The sequence below is a fragment of the Marinicella meishanensis genome, from assembly GCF_019931145.1.
Lineage (GTDB): Bacteria > Pseudomonadota > Gammaproteobacteria > Xanthomonadales > Marinicellaceae > Marinicella > Marinicella meishanensis.
The window spans coordinates 221,135-244,677 of sequence record NZ_JAIOUV010000004.1; the positions used below are offsets into that span (position 1 = coordinate 221,135).

Consider the following 23,543-nt stretch of genomic DNA (forward strand, 5'->3'; position numbering starts at 1 on the left):
GAAGTTGCAGGTCAATCCCCCAACAGGGCCTTAAGGGCGGCGAAGTTTTTCTTGTTGTGGGCTTTTTCTTCGGCCTCGGAACGTTGGGCCTTGGGATGACCACTGGTTAAATCAGGGGGGATCTCGTCCAAAAACCGGCTGGGACCCGAGGCCGCTGGTGTGGCTTCCTCGGGGAAACGTTTTTTGCGCTTTTTCACGTAGGAGATTTTCAGCAGTTGCATGGCACGGGTCATGCCCACATACATCAAGCGCCGCTCCTCTTCGACCGCCGCGTTTTCTTCCTCGGCATCGGCCAAGGCATTGGCATGGGGCAAAATCCCCTCTTCCACCCCAATCAAATACACCTGCTCGAATTCCAAGCCTTTGGCCGCATGCAAGGTCATCATGCGGATGGCGTCCTCGCTGGCATCTTCATCTTGGCTGGTTTGCAAGGACAAATAATTCAACAACTCATCCATCGGTAGGGCCTGATTCTGGCACAAGGCATCGACCCATTTCATGAAATCAAGGACCAGTTTGGTTTTGTTGACTTTGGCCAACTTGTTGTTGGCCGACAAGCTGACGTGGTTGCGGTAATCAATCTGCTTGACCAAAGAGGCCAACACCCGATCAGCCGACTGCTTCATGCCCTGATGCTGTTTCATCAACTGCACAAATTCACCCATGCGGCGCTGCGCGGTGTCATTCAGTGCGGTCAACAACGCCGGTTGACTGGCGGTGGCGAACAAGCCCTGACCCGATTGCTTGGCAATTTGCGACAGTTGTTGCACGGTTTGCATGCCAATGCCGCGTTTGGGCGTGTTGATGACCCGCAAAAAGGCCGCGTTGTCTTTGGGGTTGACCAACAAGCGAATGTAAGCCATCAGGTCTTTGATTTCACTGTAATCAAAAAATGACCGGCCACCGGACAAGTGATACGGCAAGTTGCTGATGCGCAATTCTTGTTCGATCAACTTGGCCTGGTGGTTGGAGCGATACAGAATGGCAAAATCGGCAAAATTCTTGTGGTTGACCTGGCGATTGAAATTGATGTCCGCCACCACCTGTTGGGCTTCGGTTTCGGCATTCGGATAAGACAAGATTTGAATCGGCTCACCGGTGCCCAAGTCACTCCAAATCTTTTTCTCAAACGGATGTGGGTTGTGTTGGATGACGGCATTGGCGGCATCCAAAATGGTGCTGCTGGAGCGGTAATTTTGTTCCAGTTTGATCACTTTCAGCGCCGGGAAATCGCGTTGCAAAAGTTGTAAGTTCTCCGCTTGCGCCCCACGCCAGCCATAAATGGATTGATCGTCATCACCCACACAGGTCAAGTGGGTGCCGCCACCCATCAGCAGCTTCAACAGGGCGTATTGGCTGCCATTGGTGTCTTGGTATTCATCCACCAGCAGGTATTTGATTTGCGCTTGCCAGCGCGCCCGCACCACGGCATCAGACCCCAGCAGCCACAACGGTTGCAGAATCAAATCATCAAAGTCCATGGCATTGATGCTGACCATGTAATCCAGGTATTGTTGATAGACCTCAATCGCCATCGGCACCGTGGTCTCTACTTCATCGGGTTTTAAGGCGGCGTTTTTCCAACCGGAAATTTGCCATTGCAGTTGTTGACTGACGTCTTTTTTCAAACCTTTGGGCAACAGGCCCTGAATCACTTTCTGACACTCTGAGGTATCCAGGATGCTGAATCCTCGCTGGTAGGCGGTGTGTTTGATTTCTTGTTGCAGCAAACGCAAACCCAAAGCATGGAAGGTGGAAATGGCCAAGGCTTCGCCACCGCTGATCAATTGCCTGGCCCGGCTTTTCATTTCTTTGGCCGCTTTGTTGGTGAAGGTGATGGCGTAGATGCCTTCTGGTCGACACAAGCCTTGGTTGACCAGGTGCGCCATCTTCTCGGTGATTACCCGGGTTTTGCCACAGCCAGCACCGGCCAACACCAGCAAAGGGTGGCTGACCAATTGAACGGCTTGTCGTTGGGGTGTATTGAGCACTTATAGGGCTGCAGGGCAAAGGTTGGACATGATATCGGCATCCGCCATCCGACACAAGCCCCCAGTCATTCGATGGCCATCAAATCGCCGGGTTTGCCGAACAAATAGCCTTGGAAATAATCACAGCCCGCGGCTTTGAGGATGGTGAATTGCGCCTCGGTCTCCACCCCTTCTGCCACCGTCTGCAAACCCAAGTGCTTGGCCATGGAAATGATGGTTTCAATGATCACTTTCGAGTTTTCACTGGCGGTCAAATCAATCACGAAGCTCTTGTCGATTTTCAGGTAATCGATGGGCAACTGGCGCAGGTACTCCAAGGAAGAATAGCCGGTGCCAAAATCATCAATGGCGATCAACACACCCATGTCCTTGAGTCGTTGGAACTTGTATTTGATTTCATTCAAATTACCCACCACCACACCTTCGGTCAGCTCGATGGTCAATTTGCCGGGTCCCACCTCAAAGCGTTGCAAGATTTGATCGATGTACATGATGAAGCCTTGTTGGTGGAATTGTTTGGAGCTGACATTGACCGAGATGCTGTGGTCGCAGTCATTGATCTTCAAACAGGCATGGGAAATCACCCAACGCCCCACCGGTTGGATCAAATCGGTGTCTTCGGCCACCGGGATGAATTCATCGGGGAAAATGGTCTGTTGTTCATTGTAAATTCGGATCAGTGACTCAAACGCCACCACTTGCCGCTCGGCATTGACGATCGGTTGGTACTTGAGGATGAAACTGTCATGACTGACCGCATTGCGCAGCACCTGTTCCACATACAACATCTTGTCGTTTTCTTTTTTCATGCTGTCGTGGTACATGGTGACTTTGTTGCGGCCCTGCTCTTTGGAGCGGTACATGGCCACGTCGGCTTGGCGAATGATGTCATTGACCGTGGCGTTTTTGTTGGGGTAGATGGTGATGCCCATGCTGACGGTACAAATGTGTTGGCTGTCGTTGATGAGATATGGCTCCGCCAGGTGCTGGGTGATGCGTTCGGCCAACATGATGATTTGTACCGCGGCATCGTTGGCGTTGTCGTACTCACAGTCGGTGGCCAACACGAATTCATCACCGCCGAAACGGGCCATGACCATGAATTCATCGTCAAAGTCACGCAAGCGTTCGGCAATTTTCAGCAACAGTTGGTCGCCAAAATGATGCCCCAAGGCGTCGTTGAGCACTTTGAAACGGTCCATGTCCAAGAACAACACCGCACCGAATTGACCGCTGCTTTGGGCCTGCTCAATCAACCCATGCAATTCATTTTGAAAATTCTGCCGGTTGGGCAGTTCAGTCAAGGCATCGTGGAAGGCCAGATGGTGAATTTTTTCGGCGTCATTTTTCTTGTCGGTGATGTCGATCAACATGCCCATCACTTCATTGGAACGTTCAAAATCCTCAGGAATGTACAGCACATCCCTGAACCAACGATAATCGCCATCGGCATGGCGAATGCGGTATTCCATTTCCACGTGTTTTTCCTGCAGGTGTTCCTGCAGCATGTTGTCTTTGACCATCGACAGGTCATCGGGGTGAATGCGCTTGGAAAAAAAGTGCGGTTCGGTCAGCCACTGTTCCACCGCATAACCCAATATGTGTTCGGCTTCTTGACTGACGTAGGTGACTTTGTCCAAACCCAGGTCCACTTTCCAAAAAATCACCGGTTGTTTTTCGATGATGCGCTGGTAGTTTTGGTTGCTTTCATGCAGCCGCTGGTTGAGCAACTTCAATTGCAGCGTGCGCCGCTCCACTTCATTGGCGGTCAAGGCATGGCGACCGGTCAACACCAACATGCCAATGCCGACAAACCCGGTGAAACTGAGGGCAATGAACAGGGTCAGCCACAAGCCAAACGACGATTCTTGCGAAAAGTAGCGATTGGTGGGTGTGATGGTCAATTGGTGCGTCATCCCGGCCAAGGGCAACTTGGACCGGTGGATGTGGTTTTGATAACGGGTGGTCAAGGTGTCGGTGCTGACATACAGCGGCTCCTCAGGCGCATCGGTGATCCGGGCCAACTCGATTTTGTAGCGGTCCAGTTTTAAATCCGTTTGATGATTTTGCAAAAAGCCAATCAACCCGTCGGCATCAAATTCTCGTTGTTCAGCGATCGATTCAATGAAGGCCAAGTTGGTGACGATGATTTCATTGATGCGCCGTTCTTCATAATTTTTGAACGAATTGAACAGCACAAACACCATCAAAAACCCCGCCATCACCGGCAAGCCGACACTGACTATGCGCGGTCGCCAGATGCTGCGCGGTTGGGCGATCAAGGTCATCACCACCGGGGTATAAACCAGCACACTCATCAAATCACCCAAATACCACAATAAGCCTTTGGTGAAATAATCGTCGGTGGTGTAATGCCCGGCACCGGCCAACAACATGACAAAGATGACGGTGGTCAACAAACAGGGGATCACCGCCCCAAACAAGAAAAACTTGCCAATGGTTTTGAAATGGATCAATTGCGGCATATGACCGACGGCTTGACGTACCAGGAAGCCAGCAAACACCGCCCGAAAGATGTTGGTCAGGTACAACAGCAGGTCATACAAGGCCATTTGATTCCAACCAAAATCCAAATGGACTTGGTACAACACGATGCTGTTGATCAACTCACCCAAGGCAATGCCTGGAATGATGCGGGCACCCCACACCATGATGAACGCCACGCCCAAACCCGCTGCCGGCCAAATGGTCACCGACAAGGTCGGCTTGACCATGTACTTGTGGGCCAGGATGCAACACAGAGACAGCACCGCTGCCACCGCCAAGTTGAGCAACACCCATTTGAGTTTGGCGTTCATCCAAAAATCCTGTTGACTGGGAAAAATGGCACGGGTTGAGGCCAATGGCGGCCACCCGATGACCACCCCAAAGGCACGCTTGAAGCTGAATAAAATACACACCCGTACATCTTAATGATGATAACCAAAACCACCTGTTAATTCAAGCGCTTATGGGCCGTCACCGGTGGCAGCTTGGCAGCTGCTTAAAGATTTGCTGGCACAGCTGCGGGCAACGGTCAAAGTGACCAAGTGGGTCAATGAAAGGCGTAATTATGACAGACCAGGTCCCAATGAATGGCCGCAGATGGGTGGTATTTTCCCCTTGGGCTTGCAAACACCTTCTGTATGGCTGCTGCTGGGTCGTATTTTGTGGCCATCAAGGCATCAGTCGCGAGGTGTGGTCACCCCACATGAGCGACTGAATAACGCGGAGGGCTGGAATATACGACCCAGCAGTGGTCGTTCAGAGGGTGTTTGCAAGCCCTATGTTTGGCATTGCGGACAAAAACAACTGGCACGCTGTCCGATCACCCGATTTTGGATGGCTGTGCCGCAGACCAAACATGGCTGACCTTCGCGGCCATAGACGTACAGCTTTTGTTTGAAGTAACCGGGTTGACCATCGCTTTGGCGAAAATCATTCAGCGTGGTGCCACCGGCCTGGATGGCGTGGTGCAGCACCGTTTTGATTTGCGTGGCCAGTCGGTCATAGCGGTGTTGGGCAATCCGCTGGGCCGACCTGGCCGGGTGAATGCCAGCCAAAAACAGCGACTCGGCGGCGTAGATGTTGCCCACCCCCACCACCGTGCGGTTGTCCATGATGAAATTTTTTACCGCCGCTGTTTTGCCGGCTGACAATCGTTTTAAACGCAGGCCATCAAAGTCATCGGTCAACGGCTCAGGGCCCAGTTGCCGCAACAATTCGTGTTGTTCGGGTTGCTCACCCACCAACAACACACAACCAAACCGCCGGGGGTCATTCAACCGCAGGGCCAAGCCATTGGCCATGACCAGTTCAAAATGGTCGTGCTTGGCCAAATCGGTGTTGGCATCCAGCACCCGGATCACGCCGGACATGCCCAAATGCAGCAACAGGTGTTGTTGGTCAGACAGTTGCAACAACAGGTATTTGGCCCGCCGCCTGGTCGCCACCACCTCCAGACCAACCAATTCATGCACTTCGGGTGGAATCGGCCAACGCATGGCCGGGTTGTAAACATTCACTGCGGTGATTTCTTGATCCTGCACATGTGGCTGGATGCCGCGCAGGGTGGTTTCGACTTCAGGTAATTCAGGCACCGGGGGTTACGAGGGGCATCAAATGCGTTTGCCCAGGAAGTTGCTGATCAGATTGTTGGCCACGGTGAACCGGGGTGACAGGATGATTGAGCCGGCTTTGGCCCATTTAATCAAATCTTGTTTTTTGAACCACCTGACATCTTCCATTTCATCGTCCAGGCGAATGTCATCAGACACCGCTTCGGCATTGAAGGCCAACATCAGTGAGGAAGGAAACGGCCAGGGTTGTGAACCGAAATAGGTCACGTCTTTGATTCGCACATTGGATTCTTCATAGACTTCACGGTGCACCGCATCTTCGATCGATTCGCCAGCTTCGACGAAACCTGCCAGGGTGGAATACACATTCGGTGGCCAGGAATGTTTGCGACCCAACAGGCATTGGTCGCCTTTGGACACCAGCACGATGACGGCCGGTTCGATGTGCGGAAAGTGCTCATGGCCATTCTCGCAAACCATTTTGTGACCGGAGCTTTCCAACTCATTCAAGGTGCCACAAATCGAACAGAATTTGTTTTTACGCTGCCACAGGTCCAATCCCCGAGAGTACAAGGCAATGTGGGCCAAATCATCGGCCAAGGCCATGGCGTATTGGCGAATGGATTCAAATTGACAATCCAATTGGGTTTCCAACGCAATCGCTTCTTTTTCGGTCAGCCCACAACTGAACCACAGTTCATCATTGAGGATGCCCAGAAAGCTTTGCATTTTCTCCGCTCCCAAAGGGATGTCCGAAATGAAAAATGCATCGTCAGAATCGGGGTAAATGTGGTTGCCGCGATACACCGGCACGTAATGACAGGTTTTGAATTTTTTCAGCTGTTTGATGCGCTGTTTTTGTTCGCGCATGTTGGCACAGCGATCCAACTCGGTGCGGATGAAATAAATTTGATCGGGGCTCATATGGCAAACGAACTGCCACAACCACAGGTGGACTTGGCATTGGGGTTGCTGACCACAAAACGTGAGCCTTGTAAATCCTCCAGGAAATCCACGGTCGACCCCATCAAATAAGGAAAACTCATGGGGTCTATCATCATCGATACCCCTTGGTCTTCGATCACCATGTCGCCTTCGGTCTGCTCTTCTTCAAAGGCAAAACCGTATTGAAAACCCGAGCAGCCACCACCGATGATGTAGACCCTGAATTTCAAATCAGGGTTCATCTCTTCCAACACCAGCTGTTGGATCTTACCCGCCGCCGATGGTGACAAATGGATGGCATTACTTGCCATCTTTCTCGACTTTTTTGTTGATCATCGGCGTCACATCGCCACCTTGGTAGATCAACTTGCCATTGACTTGCGAGCCGGCTTCCATCTCGATGTTGACGTAGTTGATGTTGCCGTTGATGCGGGCTTGTGACGTCACTTCAATCTTGCCCGATGACGAAGTGTCACCTTCGATGGACCCGCTGATGTTCAGGTTGCCAGCTTTGACGGTGCCGATGACACTACCGGATTCGGAGATGATTAAGTTGTCTTTGTCGGATTTCGAGGTGATCGAACCTTCGATTTTCCCTTGTACGATCATTTCTCCTTGAAAGCTTAAGTCGCCTTTGATGGTGGTGCCTTCGCCGATCAAGGTTGAAAAATGGGATGATTGGTTGTTGTTAGCCATAATTTTAGTCTTGTCTTTGTTGTCGTTTGAACCGAACATAAATACTCCCAGTCAGAGGGGTGATTGCCATAGGATGGTCACTGTCAGGCCATGCATGTTGTCAGAAACATGGGGCAGTTAAGGCCCCGTTTCAAGGGCCAGTTGACACCGAATTGGCACCATTGACCGTCACTTGATCTTGAAAAATCTCAGACCACTGAAACAATTCAGAGACCACGTCTTGCTTCTTTTGTTTGGGTTTTAATTCTACCAAGAGCGTGGTGGGATTAAAACCTTTGGGTAAACTGATTGTGTATTTTTTGATTTGGAAATACTTGAATTCAAAGGCCTCGTCCAGCTGAAATTGTTCAACCAAATCAATGCTTTGACCCACTTCGTCCTGGATGCCGGTGAGCTGCATGTCCAAGGTACCGGAAACCATTTGTGCTTTTTCCAACTTTTGCGCCAAGACCAGCTTCAAATCGATCAAATCCCCTTGTTGGCTGGCCGCAATTTCAAACACCCGGAGCTTTCTGATGCCGTCCTTGTGGCTCAACAGGTTTTCATAAAAAGCCAACTCGGCCTTCAAGCGGGCATTCTCCTGGGCCTGATCTTGCAGGTTTTGTTGCAACTCCAGAATCGCCTGTTGTTTGATTTTGGCTTCGGTGTTCAGCAGGCTGATGGCCCTGAGGTGCCGTTCATTCTCTTCACTCAGTTGTTGATTGACTTCAGTCCAGGTTTGCTTTTGCCCTTTGAAGGCTTGCAACACATCCCAGTTGCCATAACGACCCATCAGAAATGCCACCACCGCCAAACCCAACAAAGAAGCGATCAACCAGTGCCGGCGAATGAACGAGGGCTCGTCTTGCAGTCGTTGGATGACGTATTTGGGAGAATTGTTACTCACAACGCTTGTCGCCAGAGAAAAAAAGCGGCATTATACCACTGGCTTTGTAGGTTTAAGTTAAGTCATGTTGTGGCAGTTGTCCGGCGCCTCGGACTGGCCATTGAATCAATCAGGAGTCACTGTGCTTTGGATCAAAACATTCCATGTCTTTTTTGTGGTCAGCTGGTTCGCCTGCTTGTTCTATTTACCGCGGATTTTCGTCAACCTGGCGATGGTCAATGAACCCGCTGAACGGGCCTTGTTGCTCGGCATGGGCCACCGCTTGATTAAAATGATGCGCTTCACTTTGTGGGGCACCCTGATCTCTGCGGTGTTGCTGGTGTATGCCATCGCCCAAGCCCAATGGACCCTGTACATCCAACAAGGCTGGTTTGTGGCCAAAATGATCTTGGTGGCCGGCTTGATGGCCTACCACTTTTGGTGCATCCGCATCCACCGCCAATTCGACGCCGGTGACAAGCAACGATCCCATGTGTGGTTCCGGGTGTTCAATGAAGTGCCGGCGGTGGTGCTGTTGGTGGTCATTTATTTGGTGCTGGCCAAGCCGTTTTGACCATGAATCCAGCACTTAGACCCTTTTTTTATGACCGCTGGGCTTCCATGCCCCGCCAGCTAAGGTAAAATACCGCTTTTTTCGCCACCACCCATGTTTCAAGACCATGTTTGATAAATCCAAAACCATTGCCCAAGTCGATCCCGAGTTGCATGCCGCCATTGCCGCCGAAAATCAACGCCAGGAAGATCACATTGAATTGATCGCATCGGAAAATTACACCTCACCGGCGGTCATGGAAGCGCAAGGCTCGCAAATGACCAACAAATACGCCGAAGGCTACCCGGGCAAGCGTTACTATGGGGGTTGTGAGCACGTCGATGTGGCCGAGGAATTGGCCATTCAACGGGTCAAACAATTGTTCAATGCCGATTATGCCAATGTGCAACCGCATTCGGGCTCACAAGCCAACCAAGCGGTGTACATGGCCTTGTTACAACCAGGCGACACGATTTTGGGCATGTCACTGGCCCACGGCGGTCATTTGACCCACGGTGCCAAAGTCAACGCCTCGGGCAAACTGTACAACGCCATCCAATACGGCATCGACGATGCCACCGGTGAAATTGACTTTGCCGAAGTGCGTCGATTGGCCCAGGAACACCAACCAAAAATGATCATCGGTGGTTTTTCTGCCTATTCCAAACGCATTGATTGGCAGCAGTTTCGCGACATTGCCGATGAAGTCTGTGCCTATTTCATGGTCGACATGGCCCACGTGGCAGGCTTGATCGCGGCCGGGGTCTACCCATCACCGGTGAACATCGCGGATGTGACCACTTCAACCACCCACAAAACCCTGCGCGGTCCACGCGGTGGCATCATCCTGGCCAAAGCCAATCCAGAGATCGAAAAGAAACTGAATTCTTTGGTGTTCCCCGGCATCCAAGGCGGACCTTTGATGCACGTCATCGCGGCCAAAGCGGTGGCTTTCAAAGAAGCTTTGGAGCCGTCGTTCAAAACCTATCAACAAGCCGTGGTGAACAACGCCCAAGCCATGGCCCAGGTGTTCATTGACCGCGGTTACAAAGTGGTTTCCGGTGGCACCGAGAACCATTTGTTTTTGTTGGACTTGGTGGACCAAGAGATCACCGGAAAAGACGCCGAAGCGCGGTTGGGAGAAGCCCACATCACAGTGAACAAGAATTCTGTGCCCAATGATCCGAAATCGCCGTTTGTGACTTCGGGCTTGCGACTCGGCACACCGGCTGGCACCACCCGTGGCTTTGGGGTGGAAGAATTCACCGCCATGACCCATTGGATGTGTGATATCCTTGATGACATGAGTAATGATGAGGTGGTCAAGCAAGTGCAGGCCAAAGTCACCGACTTGTGTCACCGATTCCCTGTTTACCGTTGAATCGCGGTTACACACCACAGCGAGCCAAACCATGAACGCCAACAAAAAGAACAAACGCTTGCCAGAGCACCTGGCCAGAAAACACCGGGCCAGGAAAAGACTGGTGCAGGCGTTGTATCAGATGCACTACAACGACATGACTGCCCGGGTGGTGATCGAACAATTTCTGGAAGAACAAGATTTCAACAAAGTTGACACCGAATTTTTCAAATCGGCGTTGCGCTACATTGAGGCCAACAAGGCCGAAATTGAAGCCCAGATTGACCCCCATTTGGGCCGCGACAAATCGTCTTTGGGTGCGGTGGAATACGCGGTGTTGACCATGGCCACTTATGAGTTGTTACAACACCCTGAAACCCCGTTCAAAGTGGTGATCAATGAAGCCATTTTGATGGCCACAGAATTCGGTGGCGAAGGCGGTCACATCTTTGTCAATGGGGTGTTGACCCATGTGGCAGCGGCGACCCGCAAAATTGAAATGGCCGCCGATTCGGGTGAATGCGAATAAGCAGCCTGTTCACGAGGTGATCGCATCAAAGAGTTCGACCTGATCCAACACATCACACGGCTGTGTGGCCATGAAGTTCCGGGCACGCTGTTGGGCATTGGTGATGACGCCGCCGTGCTGCAACCCGATCCGCAACAACAGCTGGTCATATCCACCGACACCTTGGTTGCCGAGGTGCATTTTCGCGCCAGCGATCCGCCAGCCACAGTGGGCCACAAAGCCCTGGCGGTCAATTTCAGCGACATGGCTGCCATGGGCGCCAAACCCCAATGGGTGTTGTTGAACCTGACCTTGCCGACCATTGATGTCGCCTGGCTCGATCCCTTCATCAAGGGCTTCGCCCAATTGCTGGTCCAACACAACGTCCAGTTGGTCGGTGGCGACACCACCCAAGGACCGCTGTCGATCGGCGTGACGGTGTTGGGTCAAACCCCCCGTGCCATCACCCGGAACGGCGCCCAGGTGGGTGATTGTGTGGTGGTCAGTGGCGAACTGGGTGGTGCCGCTTTTGCCCTGCAGCACCCGGGCAGTGACCCCAGTTGTGACCAACAACTGCAACAGCCCACCCCACGCCTGGACATTGCCACGCAAGTGCAAGGCTTGGCCACGGCCATGATTGATCTGTCCGATGGCTTGTTGCAGGATTTGGGTCATTTGTGTCAGGCCAGTGGCGTTGTTGCCGAATTGGAATTGAGCCAAATTCCCCACCCGCCGGTGATCCGGCAAGATCCGCGATGGCAGGAATTCATGCTCAGTGGCGGCGATGATTATCAATTGTGTTTCACCATCAACCCATCAGACCAAGCGCGCCTGCCGGCTGACTGCCAGGTCATTGGTGTGATCCTGGCAGACGGCGATGCCGACCAGGGCCGGGTGCGGGTGATGCACCAACAACAAGCCATCGACACCCGTGCTGGTGGTTACCAACATTTCACGGAGGCCCCTTGAGCCCAAGCCGATCTGACATCCATCACGTGGCCCTGAAAACCCCCAGCGGATTCTTGGCTTTTGGCTTTGGCAGTGGCTTGGCCCCCAAAGCACCGGGCACCGTTGGCACGCTGGCGGCCATTCCGCCTTACCTGTTGTTGGCAGAACTGCCCTGGCCGTGGTATGTCGCGGCCTGGGTTCTGGCCTTTGTGCTGGGCATTTACCTGTGTCAGCGGGCCAGTGACCAACTGGGCGTGCATGACCACGGTGGCATCGTGTGGGATGAATTTGTTGGCTTCTGGGTGACCATGACCTGGATCCCCCTTGAATGGCACTGGCTGTTGTTGGGCTTTGTCTTGTTCCGGTTCTTTGATATCGTCAAGCCATTTCCGATAAAATGGCTGGATAAACGGGTCAAAGGTGGCTTTGGCATCATGGTTGATGACCTCATCGCCGGGGTCTTTGCCTGGGCCGTATTAATGATCACAGTGAGTTGGATTTCATGAAAAAAGTTTTGGTATTGGGTGGTGGTCGCATCGGTGCGGCCATCGCCAAGAATTTAAGCACAGACCATGCGGTCACCCTGGCCGATTTGAGCATCGATCACCTGCAGCATTTACAAGGACACTGCCAATTGTTGGCGGCCAATGCCTGCGATGATGCGGTCCTGGCCGAGTTGGTTGCGCCGTTTGATGTGGTGGTGGGTGCCTTGCCCAGTTTGTTGGGTTTTGACCGGTTGCAGCAGCTGATCAAGTTGCAAAAAAACATCGTTGACATTTCTTTCTTCGCCGAAGATGCCTTGGCCTTGAATGAACTGGCCCAAGAAAACGGGGTCACGGCGCTGGTTGATTTTGGCCTGGCGCCTGGCATTTCCAACCTCTATGCCGGGCATGTGGTGGACCAATATGATGTGGTCGAAGAATTCGCTTGCAAGGTTGGCGGGGTGCCGGTCGAACGGCTGAAACCCTTTGAATACAAAGCGCCCTTCGCGCCGCTGGACGTGATCGAGGAATACACCCGCCCGGCCCGCATGCGACGCGATGGCAAGGACTTGGTGCTGCCGGCCATGAGTGAAATCGAAACCCTGTATTTCCCGGGCGTGGGCCACATGGAAGCCTTCAACACCGATGGCTTGCGGTCTTTGCTGCAAACCGTCGACATCCCCACCATGGCAGAAAAGACCGTGCGCTACAACGGCCACGCGCATTTGATTCAACAATTGATCGACGGCGGCTTTTTCAAACCAGAACACCGCAATGCCACCGCCAAGGTGTTGTTGGAACAATGGCAATTTGCTGAACATGAGCCGGATTTGACGGTGATGGAGATCAGTGCCGCGGGACAAAAAGACGGCCATCCCATCGCCCAAACCTGGCAGTTGATTGACCACTACGACCAGGCCAACCACGTCTCCTCCATGGCCCGCACCACCGGTTACACCTGTGCCGCTGGGGTGCGCTTGTTGCTCCAATATGATGACTTGCCAGCGGGTGTCCTGCCACCAGAAATCATTGGCCAGAATCACCGCTGGTTCCAACAAATCATGGCTGAATTGGCCACCCACGACATTCGGTTGACAGCGGTATGATTGATTTACTGGTGCAATACTTCCTCGGCTTGTCGGTGTTCGGCAAGGTGGCGGTGGTGTTGAACATCAGTTTGTTCATCATCGCCGGGTTCTTGTTTGGCAAAGTGGTGCCATCCGGCTCGGACGAACTGAACAAGCGGCGTTCGCGCAAGCTGCGCCTGATGAACGTGTTGTTGCTGTCGATTTATCTGTTCGACTGGGTGTGGAATTACGTGCTGCATGATTATGGCTACCGCGAATTCCTCAAACAGGTGTCACAAACCGGTTTGGTGTTCTTGGTGGCATACTTACTGATTCAATTCGGCCACACCTGGACCATCAAAAAGTACGGCAAAGAACGCACCATTGATGGCAACAAATCGAAAACCCGCACCTACCAATCGGAAATGGGCTTCATCATCATTTCCCTGATCACCATCGCCCTGTCCTTGTTGTTGATCATCAACATTTGGCAGGTGACCTCATGGTTACAAGCCACCGGTGTGATCGGTGGCATCCTGGTGATCTTGTTCGGCACCAAAGAAGCCTGGGCCCACGATGCGGTCAGTGGCCTGATCATGTTGCACCAAGGACAAATCGCCCCCGGCGTGGTGTGTCGCATCCCCTCGATGGACATCCTGGCGGTGATCAAGCGCATGTCCTTGACCGAAACCACTTTTCACCACCTGATCCAAAAACACAGCATCATTGTGGCCAACTCCAAACTTCGTGCGGTGCCGATTGAAATCCTCAACAAAACCGATGCCAATTTTTGGAACGACTATGTGGAGTTCAACATCGGCTACGACACCCCTTCAACGCAAGTCGAAGAATTCATCCAGGCCGTGTGGCAACAAGCCTGCACCGCGGAAAAACAACTGGACCCCGAAAAGACCCCACGCCTGGTGCTGGTCAACCCCGGCGATCACGCCAACCAGTGGCGCATGAACTACCGGGTCGAATCGGTCTACCGCATTGTCCAAGCCCGCTTCGCCATCAACCGCGCCGCTTTCGACCTGCAAGCCGAACACGGCCTGTCCCTGGCCACCCCCATCACCCATCAGTCGGTTAACTGAACATTGGTGCAATCCTCAACCCAACGCCGACTGAAGTCGGCGCTCCAGGGGAGTTATGTCTTGGAGCGTCGGCTGCAGCCGACGACATGGCGCAAGCCATCTGGCCGCACCATTGGTCGAGTCCATTCACTGAGAATCACAGGAATTTAAGCCACCAGTGGCGGTGGGTGGATTTGTAACGGTCGTACCAGCGACACAGGTAAAAAAAGCCCCACACGGTCAGGGCCCAAGCCAGATACAAACGCCACAGCGACGGCTCATAAAAGTCAGGCCAACGTTGTGGATTTTGGGTGTTGGCCAAATCGAACCATTGACCGTGTACCACTTTGAAATACAGCATCGATGTCAGGTGGATGACGATGAAGTGCAAAACGTAAAAAAACAACGGTACCCGGCCGATTGTTTTTAATATACCCAGCCAGCGCCAGGGCTTTTTCTCGAACAACCACAACAACACAAAACCCGGCCCCAGGGTCATCAGCAAAAACAGCAGTGAGGGCGGGTATTTTTGCGTGTTGATGAAAGACATGAAGGTAAACATCGCATCTTTCTGGGTGGTCCATGGTGCGGTGTCGCCATACAGGTTGCTGTAACGCAGCACCACAAACAGCATCACACAGGCCCCAGCCAAGCCCCACAACCACCGGAAGCGGTCGGCTGGCGCCATCAACATCAGTCGCCCGAATACATAGCCGGCACCCATCACCCCAATCCAAGGAATCAATGGGTAGGCAATAAATGCACCGTAGCTGCCTTGGGCATTCAAGGCAATCCAGCCGCCTTCATGCAACACTTGCCACAGCCAGGCCCATGCGCCCAAGTCGGCTGGCACCACGAAATTGAAGGCATTGTGCCCCACGATCATCAACAATGAAATCAGCAAAATCATCCCATCGGACAACCACACCAACAGTGCCAAGGCGATCATCGACACCCCCAGGGCCCAAATCACTTGCAAGAAAAAGCCCCAGCCCGTGAGGAAAAACCCCAAGGTCCAACTGGAGTTGACCACCACCAATTCGATCAACACCAACCACAAGCCGCGGCTCAACAGGAAGCGGCTGAGTTGTTTTTTGTCATTGATTTTGGCCTGGTACAAAAAGGCCGAAGTTCCGGCCAGAAAGACAAACACCGGCGCACAAAAGTGGGTGATCCAGCGGGTGAAAAAATATTCTGGAGTGGTTTGGCTCAGGTCTTCCGGTTGGAACGGTTCAACCGACCAGAAATCGCGCACATGATCAATGGCCATCAAGACGATGACCAGGCCACGCAACACGTCCAAAGACTCGATGCGCTGTCTGGGGTTGTTGTCATTCATGCGCCACACCGCGAATTCAATGCAAAAATTGTAGCAGTCGCTGTGGCAGACTGTAAAGCCAAACTACGAAAATGACCCTATAACCAGCCCAACAACCACAGCCACGGGGGCAACACAAAAGCCACCATCACCGCTGCCACACCCATGCCCAAGCCTGAATAAGCCCCCATGGTGTGATCCAGTTGCCATGCCCGCGCAGTGCCCACACCATGGGCCGAAACGCCCATCGCCAGACCACTGACCCGAGGATCATCAACCCCCATCCAGCGGAATATCTGCGCCCCAAACATGGCCCCCACCACACCGGTGATGATCACAAAACCGGCGGTCAAAGCCGGCAAGCCACCCAATTGTTCAGACACCACAATGGCCACTGGGGTGGTCACCGATTTGGGGGCCAGGGACAGTTGGGTCAGTTCAGAGGCGCCCAGCCAAGCCGCCAGATAAATGGCTGAGGTGGCCCCCACCAAAATGCCGCAGGTCACCGCCACCAATACCGGCCACAAGCACCGCTTGAAGGTGGGCCAGCTTTGATACAAAGGCCAGGCCAAAGCCACGGTGGCCGGGCCCAATAAAAAATGGATCAGCTGACCGCCCGACATGTAAGCGGCATAGTCCAGTTCCCACCACCACAAAAGGCCGATGATCACCAGCACACTGACCAACACCGGATGCAGCAGGGGCGTTTGGCGGGCCTTTTGAAACAAGCGATTGGCCAAAAAATACACCCCCACGGTGAGCAACACGCCCCACAAGGGGTTGGCCGGAAACCAGCTGGACCAATCAACCGTCATCTGCAGTCCGGTCCACGGTGGCAGGCAACAACCACTGCATCAACTGGGCGGTGAACAACAAAGAAATGACCGTACTCAGCACCATGCTGACCAGCATCGCCAACCATTCATTGGCCAGCAAATCGAACAGCAACAAGATGCCAACCCCAGCTGGCACAAAGAAGAACGCCAGGTGTTTGAGCAAGCTCATCGACGCTTGCACCACGGCCGTTGGCGGCTGCTTGATCAGCAACAAGGTGAGGAACATCAGCATCATGCCAACCACCGAGCCAGGGATCGGCCACTGCACGGTGCGCATCAACCATTGGCCCAGCTGGTCATAGGCGATCAAGACCCCCAAGCCAAGCAACCAGCGCATCAACTCACTGACAAATCAATTGCCGTTGTTCGTTGTAAACTGCGGTCGATTGGTCCGCCAAAGCCACTTGTTTGAAGACCATTTGCCAGACCGGCACCCAACCGCCTTCGACTGTGGCGTCCTGGCGCCACATGTTGGAGACATATTGACCCTCGGACAGATCCCATGTGGTGCGGTAGGTGATCGATTGACCCTTGTTTTCATAGGTCTCATCAGGGAACAACAACTGCTCACCGTTGGTCACCACGGTGCCATCACTGACCCCGCCAATGGAATTGTAATAGCGGTAATTCACGGTGTTGTTGTCGGCATCGTGGGCATACCACGTTTCCCCGGCGTACGGTTCACCCTCACCACACACCACGTGCTGGTCATTGATGAAGGCGCCATCGTACACCGAGGTGAAACAATGGGTGTCGATCTTTTTGCCATCGGGAAAAGTGGCTTGCCAACAATGGCCCACCAGTGGCAGCAATCCGGCAAAGGGGTTGGGGGCTTTGACTGCGGTATCGGCAGCGAGGCTTGGGCCGCTGATCAGCAGCAGCAACAGGGTGCGTGTTTTCATGGTCATGACTGAAGTTTGGTTCTCTTCATTATCCAGTAAAGCCCAGCAAAAGTCAGCCTCTGATACAATTGTTGCGACAAAACCACAGGGGAGCTCACATGCAACGATTTTTATTAATGCTGTTTTTCAGCCTCAACTGCCAGGCTGAAACCACCGTGATCCAAGCCAAAGCCTATTTGGATGTCGAATCAGGTGATTGGATATCACCGGCAGTGTTGGTGGTGGCTGACGGGGTCATTCAAGCCATCAACCCGGAACAACGGCCAGCCGAACACCACCTCATCGATCTGGGTGACCGCTGGTTGTTGCCTGGCTTGATGGACATGCACACCCACCTGGATTTGGATTACAACAATGGCTTTGGTGGCATCATCACCAACGAAAGCGCCAGCAAAGGGGCCATTCGCGCCACCAAAAACGCCCGCCTGACCTTGTTGGCCGGTTTCACCACGGTGCGCAATGTGGGCCAGGTGCACCTGACCGATGAGCTGATTGGCGCGGCTCTGTCAGAAGCGGAACAAGCCGGTTGGATCGAGGCCCCACGCATCGTGCCGGCCGGTCACATGGTCAGCATCAGCGGCGGTCATGGCGACTTGACTTTGGGGCTGCACGAAACCTTGTTCGAACCCCAGCCCAAGCACGGCATCGTCAATGGCCCAGCCGATGCCATCGAAGCGGTGCGTTACCAAATCAAACACGGTGCCAAAGTGATCAAAATCCATGCCACCGCCGGGGTCATGTCCTTGGAAGACAGCGTCGGTGCGCAGCAGTTGAGTGATGAAGAAATGCGCACCATTGTGGCAGAAGCCCAGCGCCACCACCTGAAAGTTGCGGCCCACGCGCACGGCACCGAAGGCATCAAAGCCGCCATCCGGGCCGGGGTCTCATCGATTGAACACGGTTCCTTGTTGGACGCCGAAGGCATCAAAATGATGAAAAAGCACAACGTCATGTTGGTGCCCACCACCGGTCTGGTGGATTTCGTGATGGACGGCATCGATCAACAGAACCCCAAAATTGCGGAAAAAGCCAAATACGTGCTGCCACTGGCCAAGGAGAACTTGGCCCAGGCCATCCAACAAGGGGTGAAAATTGCCCTGGGCACCGATTCACCGCTGATCCCCCACGGCCAAAATGCCCATGAATTGTCGGCCATGATGGCGGTGGGCATGAGTGCCTTACAAGCCATCCAATCGGCCACCATCCACCCCGCTGAATTGCTCGGCGTGACCGATCGGGGCCAGATCAAAACCGGCTTGTTGGCCGACTTGATCGCGGTCAACGGCGATCCCCTGCAGGACATCAAAACCCTGGAAAACGTGAGCTTCGTGATGAAGGGTGGCCAGGTGTATAAAAATCAGACCCAGGGCCAATAAACCCAACGTCGACTGAATTCGACGCTACGGGGAGGTGGTTTCTTAATTTGGAGCATCGGCTTCAGCCGATGACATACTGGCGACACAGCCGGCATCAACTGGCTTTGGCTGATTTTAATTGATCTGGTTAAGCCTGATGATGGGCCAAGCCCAGCCCACTTGGCTTGAAGCAGGATTCGACGGGCTCAGCCACCTGCAACTGTAAGTTCATTGCTGCTCACTGAACCTGTCGCAGTGTCCTGGGTGCTGGATTTAATCCAACGTCGACTGCAGTCGACGCGCCGAGAAGTGGTTTCTGATTCTGGAGCATCGGCTTCAGCCGATGACATGCCGGCGACACAACCGGCATCACCTGGCATTGGCTGATTGAGATTGATCTGTTTAAGCCTGATGATGGGCCAAGCCCAGCCCACTTGGCTTGAAGCAGGCTTCGACGGGCTCAGCCACCTGCAACTGAAAGTTCATTGCTGCTCACCAAGCTTGTCGCAGTGTCCTGGGTGCTGGATTTAATCCAACGTCGACTGCAGTCGACGCGCCGAGAAGTGGTTTCTGATTCTGGAGCATCGGCTTCAGCCGATGACATGCCGGCGACACAGCCGGCATCACCTGGCATTGGCTGATTTTAATTGATCTGGTTAAGCCTGATGATGGGGCCAAGCCCAGCCCACTTGTCTTGAAGCAGGCTTCGACAGGCTCAGCCACCTGCAACTGAAAGTTCATTGCTGCTCACCAAGCTAGTCACAGTGTCCTGGGTGCTGGATTTAATCCAACGTCGACTGCAGTCGACGCTCCAAGGGTGGTGCCTTTCTTAGGAGCATCGGCTTCAGCCGATGACATGCCGGCGGCACAGCCGGCAACTCTCATGGTGTCTGAGCCGACTTCGGCTGACCTCCAAGCCAATGAGCATTTGACAGAATGGGCGGTGAGCTTGCCTGCTCAGCGCTTGATTTCGGTGAACTTGGAACCTTCCAGGGTCAGGTTGAACATCAGGCCTTTGTTGCTGAAGATGAAGCCCACCACCGGGTCTTTGATGTCCAGGGTGTTGATGTCTTCGCCCACGCCCCATTTGATCACCGCCACCGAACCATCGACCCCGGCTTTCCAGCCTTTTTTGCTGCGGAAATGGTTCAAGGCGTCTTGGGTCATGAACACCACCACCACGGATTTGGACTGAGCCCCGGCCTGGAAGCCGATGGATGCCGCAGCCGTGCTGTAATAGGCGAGGTTCTGGCCGCCTTGGCGCAACACCCCTTCGCCGTATTCACCGCCAATGCCCAAACCAGCTTTCAGCACTTGGGGAAACACCAACACCGCAGCGGCCTGGTCCAGGAACTGTTGACCACCCACCACTTCTTTTTTGAAGCGCTCCAGGGTGGCATCGGCGGTGATGTTGATTTCTTGTTTGGATTTGGCGGTTGCGGTGGTCACATAACCACACAACAACAGCAGCATCAGGATATTTTTCATGGTCAATTGTGCAAGCAAAAATCGCATGCTAACACAGTGAAGTTGAATAAAAAGTTAACCGATTGGCAAAATTATTGGATCAGACAAGGCCCTTCACAGCACGATGGCGCGACCAGACAGGTAGGGGTGGACCCAAACCACCAACGCCACCACCCCCAAACTGACCAAGACGCCGGCCAATTCTTGGGGCCAGGACACCACCGGCGGTGGGGTGAATGCGCGATCACGGCGATTGATCAAAATGATTTCACTGATCGCCCAGAGCAACAACCAAGTGAACACCAGCACCGACTTGCTGTCGCCATTGAGCAACAAATGGGCCACCGCCCACAGGGCAAATCCGGTCAGTTGCGGGTGCCTGATCAGGCGTTTGATGCGGCTGCCGTAGTTGGCCGCCCCCATCAACACAAAACCCAACACCACCATAGCCATGGCCGGGTGTTTCAATTCAGGCATCGGCAGGTAAACATGGGAGGCCGGCGTTTGTCGCCAACCCAGCACGATCAGCAGCAAACCGGCGAACACCAACAAGGCAAAACTGCCTTGGTAGCCACCGGCACCCAAGCGATTGCACCAGCGGGTTTTGAGTGCCGGCCACAACGCCGGCACCCAGTGCACCACAGTCCACAACAGCAAGCCGGAGACCAACCACATCATGGCCATGACCTCTCTATGCGGTTGTGGCTGCAGTGATCAATCATCAGAACTCATATTTGTATTCAATACCAAAGGTTCTGGGTTCATTGACGAAACCGGTGAGGTTGTTGAAATCAATGCCGCCAACGATCACCACTTCATCGGTCAGGTTGCGCACAAAGACCGCCAACTCTTGCCATTGGCCCCAGCGGTAACCGGTGCGCAAACCCAACTCACCCAGGCTTTTGCCGGTGTACTCAATGGAGTCATACAAGAAGAAAGACACTTCATCGCGGTATGCGTAATCGGCAAACACAAAGAATTCACCTGGGCCCCAATTGCGGGCGTATTGTAAGGTCAAGTTGAAGACGTTTTCCGGGGCTTGCGGCAAGCGGTTGCCATCAATCAGGAATTGTCCGGGGTTGTTGGGGTTTTCCGGATCCAATACCGTACAACCCGAACCACAGCCGGCCACATACAAGTTGGGGTCATCGATTTCGGTGTCATTATAGGAATAGCCGGCGGTTAACAACAAATCAGCCGTCAGCAAGGCCTCCAACTCGATTTCCAAGCCGTTGCCCTTGGCTTTATCGGCATTCAACAATTCGGTCACATTGCTGACCCCGCCCACGGCTGTCAATTGCAAATCATCCACGGTGTAGGTGTAAATCGAGGCATTTAACCGCAGCCGGCGATCCAGCAAGGTGGACTTGACCCCCGCTTCCCACGACAGGATGGTTTCTGAATCGGCCACCGAAGTGGTGTCACCAAAAGAGATGCGGCCTTGCACACTGGGGGCGCGAAAACCTTTGGACACCCGGGTGTACACATTGACGTCATCGCTGAAGTCATAAGTGGCACTCAAATCCCATGAAATTTCATCGTCTTCAGGCCGTTCACGCAAGGGGCCAATGGGATCGGCAAAGGGTGATTCGGTGCGGATGGCCACAAAATCTTTTTCGTCGTTGGAATAACGCAAACCGGCTTGGATGCGAAATTGATCGGTGACGTCATAATCACCGGAAATGAACACGCCCCAAGCGGTGGTGTCTTGCCGTTGTTGAGCGACGATGTTTCTGGGGTTACCCGGTGACAATGAATCGTAGCCAAAGTTGTCAATGGTGATGTCTTCACTGAAATAGAACAAGCCCCCCTGCCAATCAAAGGCGCCCAAATCATTGGAAGCGATTCTGAATTCCTGGGTGATTTGTTGGTGATCGGGCACACTGACCGCTGATTCTGATGGGAACGGAATGAACCCTGGACCAAACACCCCAATGAAACTGGCGCCGTAGCCACCGTCGATGTCACCGCGTGAAAACACTTCAACGTCTTCATAACCGGTGACCGAAGTGAAGGTGTAATCACCCATGTCATAGGTCACCCGCAGGTTGAAACCGATTTGTTCCAAATCTTGTTCATTGATGCCGTCAGTGAAGACGTCATCGACATCGAAGCCTGGCACCAGGTTGTTGGTACCCGGTTGAATGATGTTGGCGCGGAACAAGCGCGCCGACCCTTCGTTGTCGCGCCCATGCACATTGAACAACACATCCAAGCCATCGGCTTCGTGGCGGATCTGTCCCCGCCAAGCCAGTTCATCATAGCCTTCCAGCACATTGCGTTCATCGACAAATCCCGCGTTGTCGACCCAGTCATCGCGTCTTTGGTATTGCAAAGAAAACCGCCCTGACATGGCATCGGTGAAAGCACCACCCACCGCACCTTCAAACAAGGTTCGGTTGAACGTGCCGAAGGCCACTTGTGCATAACTTTCTTGCGATTGTGAGGGTTTGACCGAATCAAATTTAACGATGCCCGCTGGCGTGTTGCGACCAAACAAGGTGCCTTGGGGGCCGCGCAGCATTTCCACCCGTTCCAAATCAAACGCCGGAAAACCTTTCAAAATGGGGTTTTCTTGCACCACTTCATCATAGACCAGTGACACCGGTTGTGAAGCATTGACGTCAAAGTCGGTGTTGCCATAGCCACGGATATAAAATCGGGGAAAGGCGCGACCAAAGGAAGACTCAATTTGCAAACTGGGTAAGCGGGCGTTCAAAAACCGGATGTCCATGCCACCGGAGGTGTAGACATCGAGCTTTTCTCCCGACAGGGTGGAGATGGCCTTGGACACCTTTTGCGCATCTTCTGGCCTTTTTTGCGCCGTGACGATCACCGAATCCAATTCCACATTGTCTTCGTTGCCATCGTCGGTCTGGGCCAACAGGCTGCTGTTGCCCAACAGCATCAGCCCCAAGAGTAAAATGATTTGACAGCCCCGGACCGGCACTGTTTTTGATGCAGTTTTCATGTTTGATTCCTCCCAATTGATTGGTGTGTGCAATGCGGAATCAACCATGGCGCGTCAAAACCGCTGAAGCAATGCAAGCTTGGTAACGCTTTTGAACAATGATTTTATGCCAGCGGTGGCAGATTAA

22 protein-coding genes are annotated in these 23,543 nt (G+C 53.3%); 8 read left to right on the forward strand and 14 right to left on the reverse strand.

Annotated features, from left to right (window positions below; all coding sequences use genetic code 11):
• Positions 1-11: 11 nt before the first annotated feature.
• The 7 genes from K7G70_RS18050 to K7G70_RS08190 all read right to left on the reverse strand — a co-directional run bounded on the left by K7G70_RS18050 (position 12) and on the right by K7G70_RS08190 (position 8,597).
• Positions 12-1,991 (reverse strand): ATP-dependent helicase, encoded by a 1,980-nt coding sequence (locus tag K7G70_RS18050; protein ID WP_223788129.1) that lies wholly within the window; start codon positions 1,989-1,991, stop codon positions 12-14.
• 65 nt (positions 1,992-2,056) lie between these two features.
• Positions 2,057-4,810 (reverse strand): bifunctional diguanylate cyclase/phosphodiesterase, encoded by a 2,754-nt coding sequence (locus K7G70_RS08165; protein ID WP_223788130.1) that lies wholly within the window; start codon positions 4,808-4,810, stop codon positions 2,057-2,059.
• Positions 4,811-5,275: 465 nt separating this feature from the next.
• Positions 5,276-6,091, reverse strand: coding sequence for a bifunctional DNA-formamidopyrimidine glycosylase/DNA-(apurinic or apyrimidinic site) lyase (mutM, locus tag K7G70_RS08170; protein WP_223788131.1), 816 nt, complete (start codon positions 6,089-6,091; stop codon positions 5,276-5,278).
• Between the two features lie 18 nt (positions 6,092-6,109).
• Positions 6,110-6,994, reverse strand: a complete 885-nt coding sequence (gene nudC, locus K7G70_RS08175) for an NAD(+) diphosphatase (RefSeq protein WP_223788132.1) — start codon at positions 6,992-6,994, stop codon at positions 6,110-6,112.
• Complete coding sequence (erpA, locus tag K7G70_RS08180; protein ID WP_223788133.1) at positions 6,991-7,326, reverse strand: iron-sulfur cluster insertion protein ErpA; 336 nt, start codon at positions 7,324-7,326, stop codon at positions 6,991-6,993. Before erpA ends, nudC begins: the two co-directional genes overlap by 4 nt.
• Positions 7,316-7,711 (reverse strand): bactofilin family protein, encoded by a 396-nt coding sequence (locus K7G70_RS08185; protein ID WP_223788134.1) that lies wholly within the window; start codon positions 7,709-7,711, stop codon positions 7,316-7,318. Before K7G70_RS08185 ends, erpA begins: the two co-directional genes overlap by 11 nt.
• A 130-nt stretch (positions 7,712-7,841) precedes the next feature.
• Positions 7,842-8,597 (reverse strand): DUF6776 family protein, encoded by a 756-nt coding sequence (locus tag K7G70_RS08190; protein WP_223788135.1) that lies wholly within the window; start codon positions 8,595-8,597, stop codon positions 7,842-7,844.
• A 64-nt stretch (positions 8,598-8,661) separates the two neighbouring features.
• Between K7G70_RS08190 and K7G70_RS08195 the strand changes: the two genes are divergently transcribed.
• From K7G70_RS08195 to K7G70_RS08225, 7 genes are all read left to right on the forward strand, one after another.
• Positions 8,662-9,150: a CopD family protein gene (locus K7G70_RS08195; RefSeq protein ID WP_223788136.1), complete on the forward strand. Its 489-nt coding sequence runs from the start codon at positions 8,662-8,664 to the stop codon at positions 9,148-9,150.
• A gap of 106 nt (positions 9,151-9,256) precedes the next feature.
• Entirely contained in the window at positions 9,257-10,510 is a 1,254-nt protein-coding gene (gene glyA, locus K7G70_RS08200; RefSeq protein ID WP_223788137.1) for a serine hydroxymethyltransferase, read from the forward strand.
• Between the two features lie 31 nt (positions 10,511-10,541).
• On the forward strand, positions 10,542-11,018 hold the full coding sequence (nusB, locus tag K7G70_RS08205; protein WP_223788138.1) for a transcription antitermination factor NusB: 477 nt from the start codon (positions 10,542-10,544) through the stop codon (positions 11,016-11,018).
• 39 nt (positions 11,019-11,057) lie between these two features.
• Entirely contained in the window at positions 11,058-11,966 is a 909-nt protein-coding gene (gene thiL, locus K7G70_RS08210) for a thiamine-phosphate kinase (RefSeq protein WP_255589938.1), read from the forward strand.
• Complete coding sequence (locus tag K7G70_RS08215; RefSeq protein WP_223788139.1) at positions 11,963-12,451, forward strand: phosphatidylglycerophosphatase A family protein; 489 nt, start codon at positions 11,963-11,965, stop codon at positions 12,449-12,451. The genes thiL and K7G70_RS08215 overlap by 4 nt, the downstream gene beginning before the upstream one ends.
• Positions 12,448-13,533 carry a saccharopine dehydrogenase family protein gene (locus K7G70_RS08220; RefSeq protein WP_223788140.1) on the forward strand — a complete coding sequence of 362 codons (1,086 nt, stop codon included), beginning with the start codon at positions 12,448-12,450 and terminating at the stop codon, positions 13,531-13,533. The genes K7G70_RS08215 and K7G70_RS08220 overlap by 4 nt, the downstream gene beginning before the upstream one ends.
• On the forward strand, positions 13,530-14,588 hold the full coding sequence (locus K7G70_RS08225) for a mechanosensitive ion channel family protein (protein WP_223788141.1): 1,059 nt from the start codon (positions 13,530-13,532) through the stop codon (positions 14,586-14,588). Before K7G70_RS08220 ends, K7G70_RS08225 begins: the two co-directional genes overlap by 4 nt.
• A gap of 136 nt (positions 14,589-14,724) precedes the next feature.
• Here K7G70_RS08225 and K7G70_RS08230 read toward each other — a convergent pair whose 3' ends face one another.
• The 4 genes from K7G70_RS08230 to K7G70_RS08245 all read right to left on the reverse strand — a co-directional run bounded on the left by K7G70_RS08230 (position 14,725) and on the right by K7G70_RS08245 (position 17,623).
• A complete protein-coding gene (locus K7G70_RS08230) occupies positions 14,725-15,906 on the reverse strand; it encodes an acetyltransferase domain-containing protein (RefSeq protein WP_223788142.1) in 1,182 nt (393 codons plus the stop codon).
• Between the two features lie 77 nt (positions 15,907-15,983).
• A complete protein-coding gene (locus K7G70_RS08235) occupies positions 15,984-16,700 on the reverse strand; it encodes an LrgB family protein (RefSeq protein WP_223788143.1) in 717 nt (238 codons plus the stop codon).
• On the reverse strand, positions 16,690-17,058 hold the full coding sequence (locus tag K7G70_RS08240) for a CidA/LrgA family protein (protein ID WP_223788144.1): 369 nt from the start codon (positions 17,056-17,058) through the stop codon (positions 16,690-16,692). The genes K7G70_RS08235 and K7G70_RS08240 overlap by 11 nt, the downstream gene beginning before the upstream one ends.
• A gap of 4 nt (positions 17,059-17,062) precedes the next feature.
• On the reverse strand, positions 17,063-17,623 hold the full coding sequence (locus K7G70_RS08245; RefSeq protein WP_223788145.1) for a hypothetical protein: 561 nt from the start codon (positions 17,621-17,623) through the stop codon (positions 17,063-17,065).
• A gap of 98 nt (positions 17,624-17,721) precedes the next feature.
• Between K7G70_RS08245 and K7G70_RS08250 the strand changes: the two genes are divergently transcribed.
• A complete protein-coding gene (locus K7G70_RS08250) occupies positions 17,722-18,999 on the forward strand; it encodes a metal-dependent hydrolase family protein (RefSeq protein WP_223788146.1) in 1,278 nt (425 codons plus the stop codon).
• Positions 19,000-19,935: 936 nt separating this feature from the next.
• Here the strand turns inward: K7G70_RS08250 and K7G70_RS08255 are convergent.
• From K7G70_RS08255 to K7G70_RS08265, 3 genes are all read right to left on the reverse strand, one after another.
• The gene (locus tag K7G70_RS08255; protein ID WP_223788147.1) at positions 19,936-20,466 is read right to left on the reverse strand and encodes a BPSL1445 family SYLF domain-containing lipoprotein; all 531 of its coding nucleotides are present in this window, start codon (positions 20,464-20,466) and stop codon (positions 19,936-19,938) included.
• Between the two features lie 93 nt (positions 20,467-20,559).
• Positions 20,560-21,129 (reverse strand): NnrU family protein, encoded by a 570-nt coding sequence (locus K7G70_RS08260; protein WP_223788148.1) that lies wholly within the window; start codon positions 21,127-21,129, stop codon positions 20,560-20,562.
• A 37-nt stretch (positions 21,130-21,166) separates the two neighbouring features.
• Positions 21,167-23,416, reverse strand: coding sequence for a TonB-dependent receptor (locus tag K7G70_RS08265; protein ID WP_223788149.1), 2,250 nt, complete (start codon positions 23,414-23,416; stop codon positions 21,167-21,169).
• Positions 23,417-23,543 lie beyond the last annotated feature (127 nt).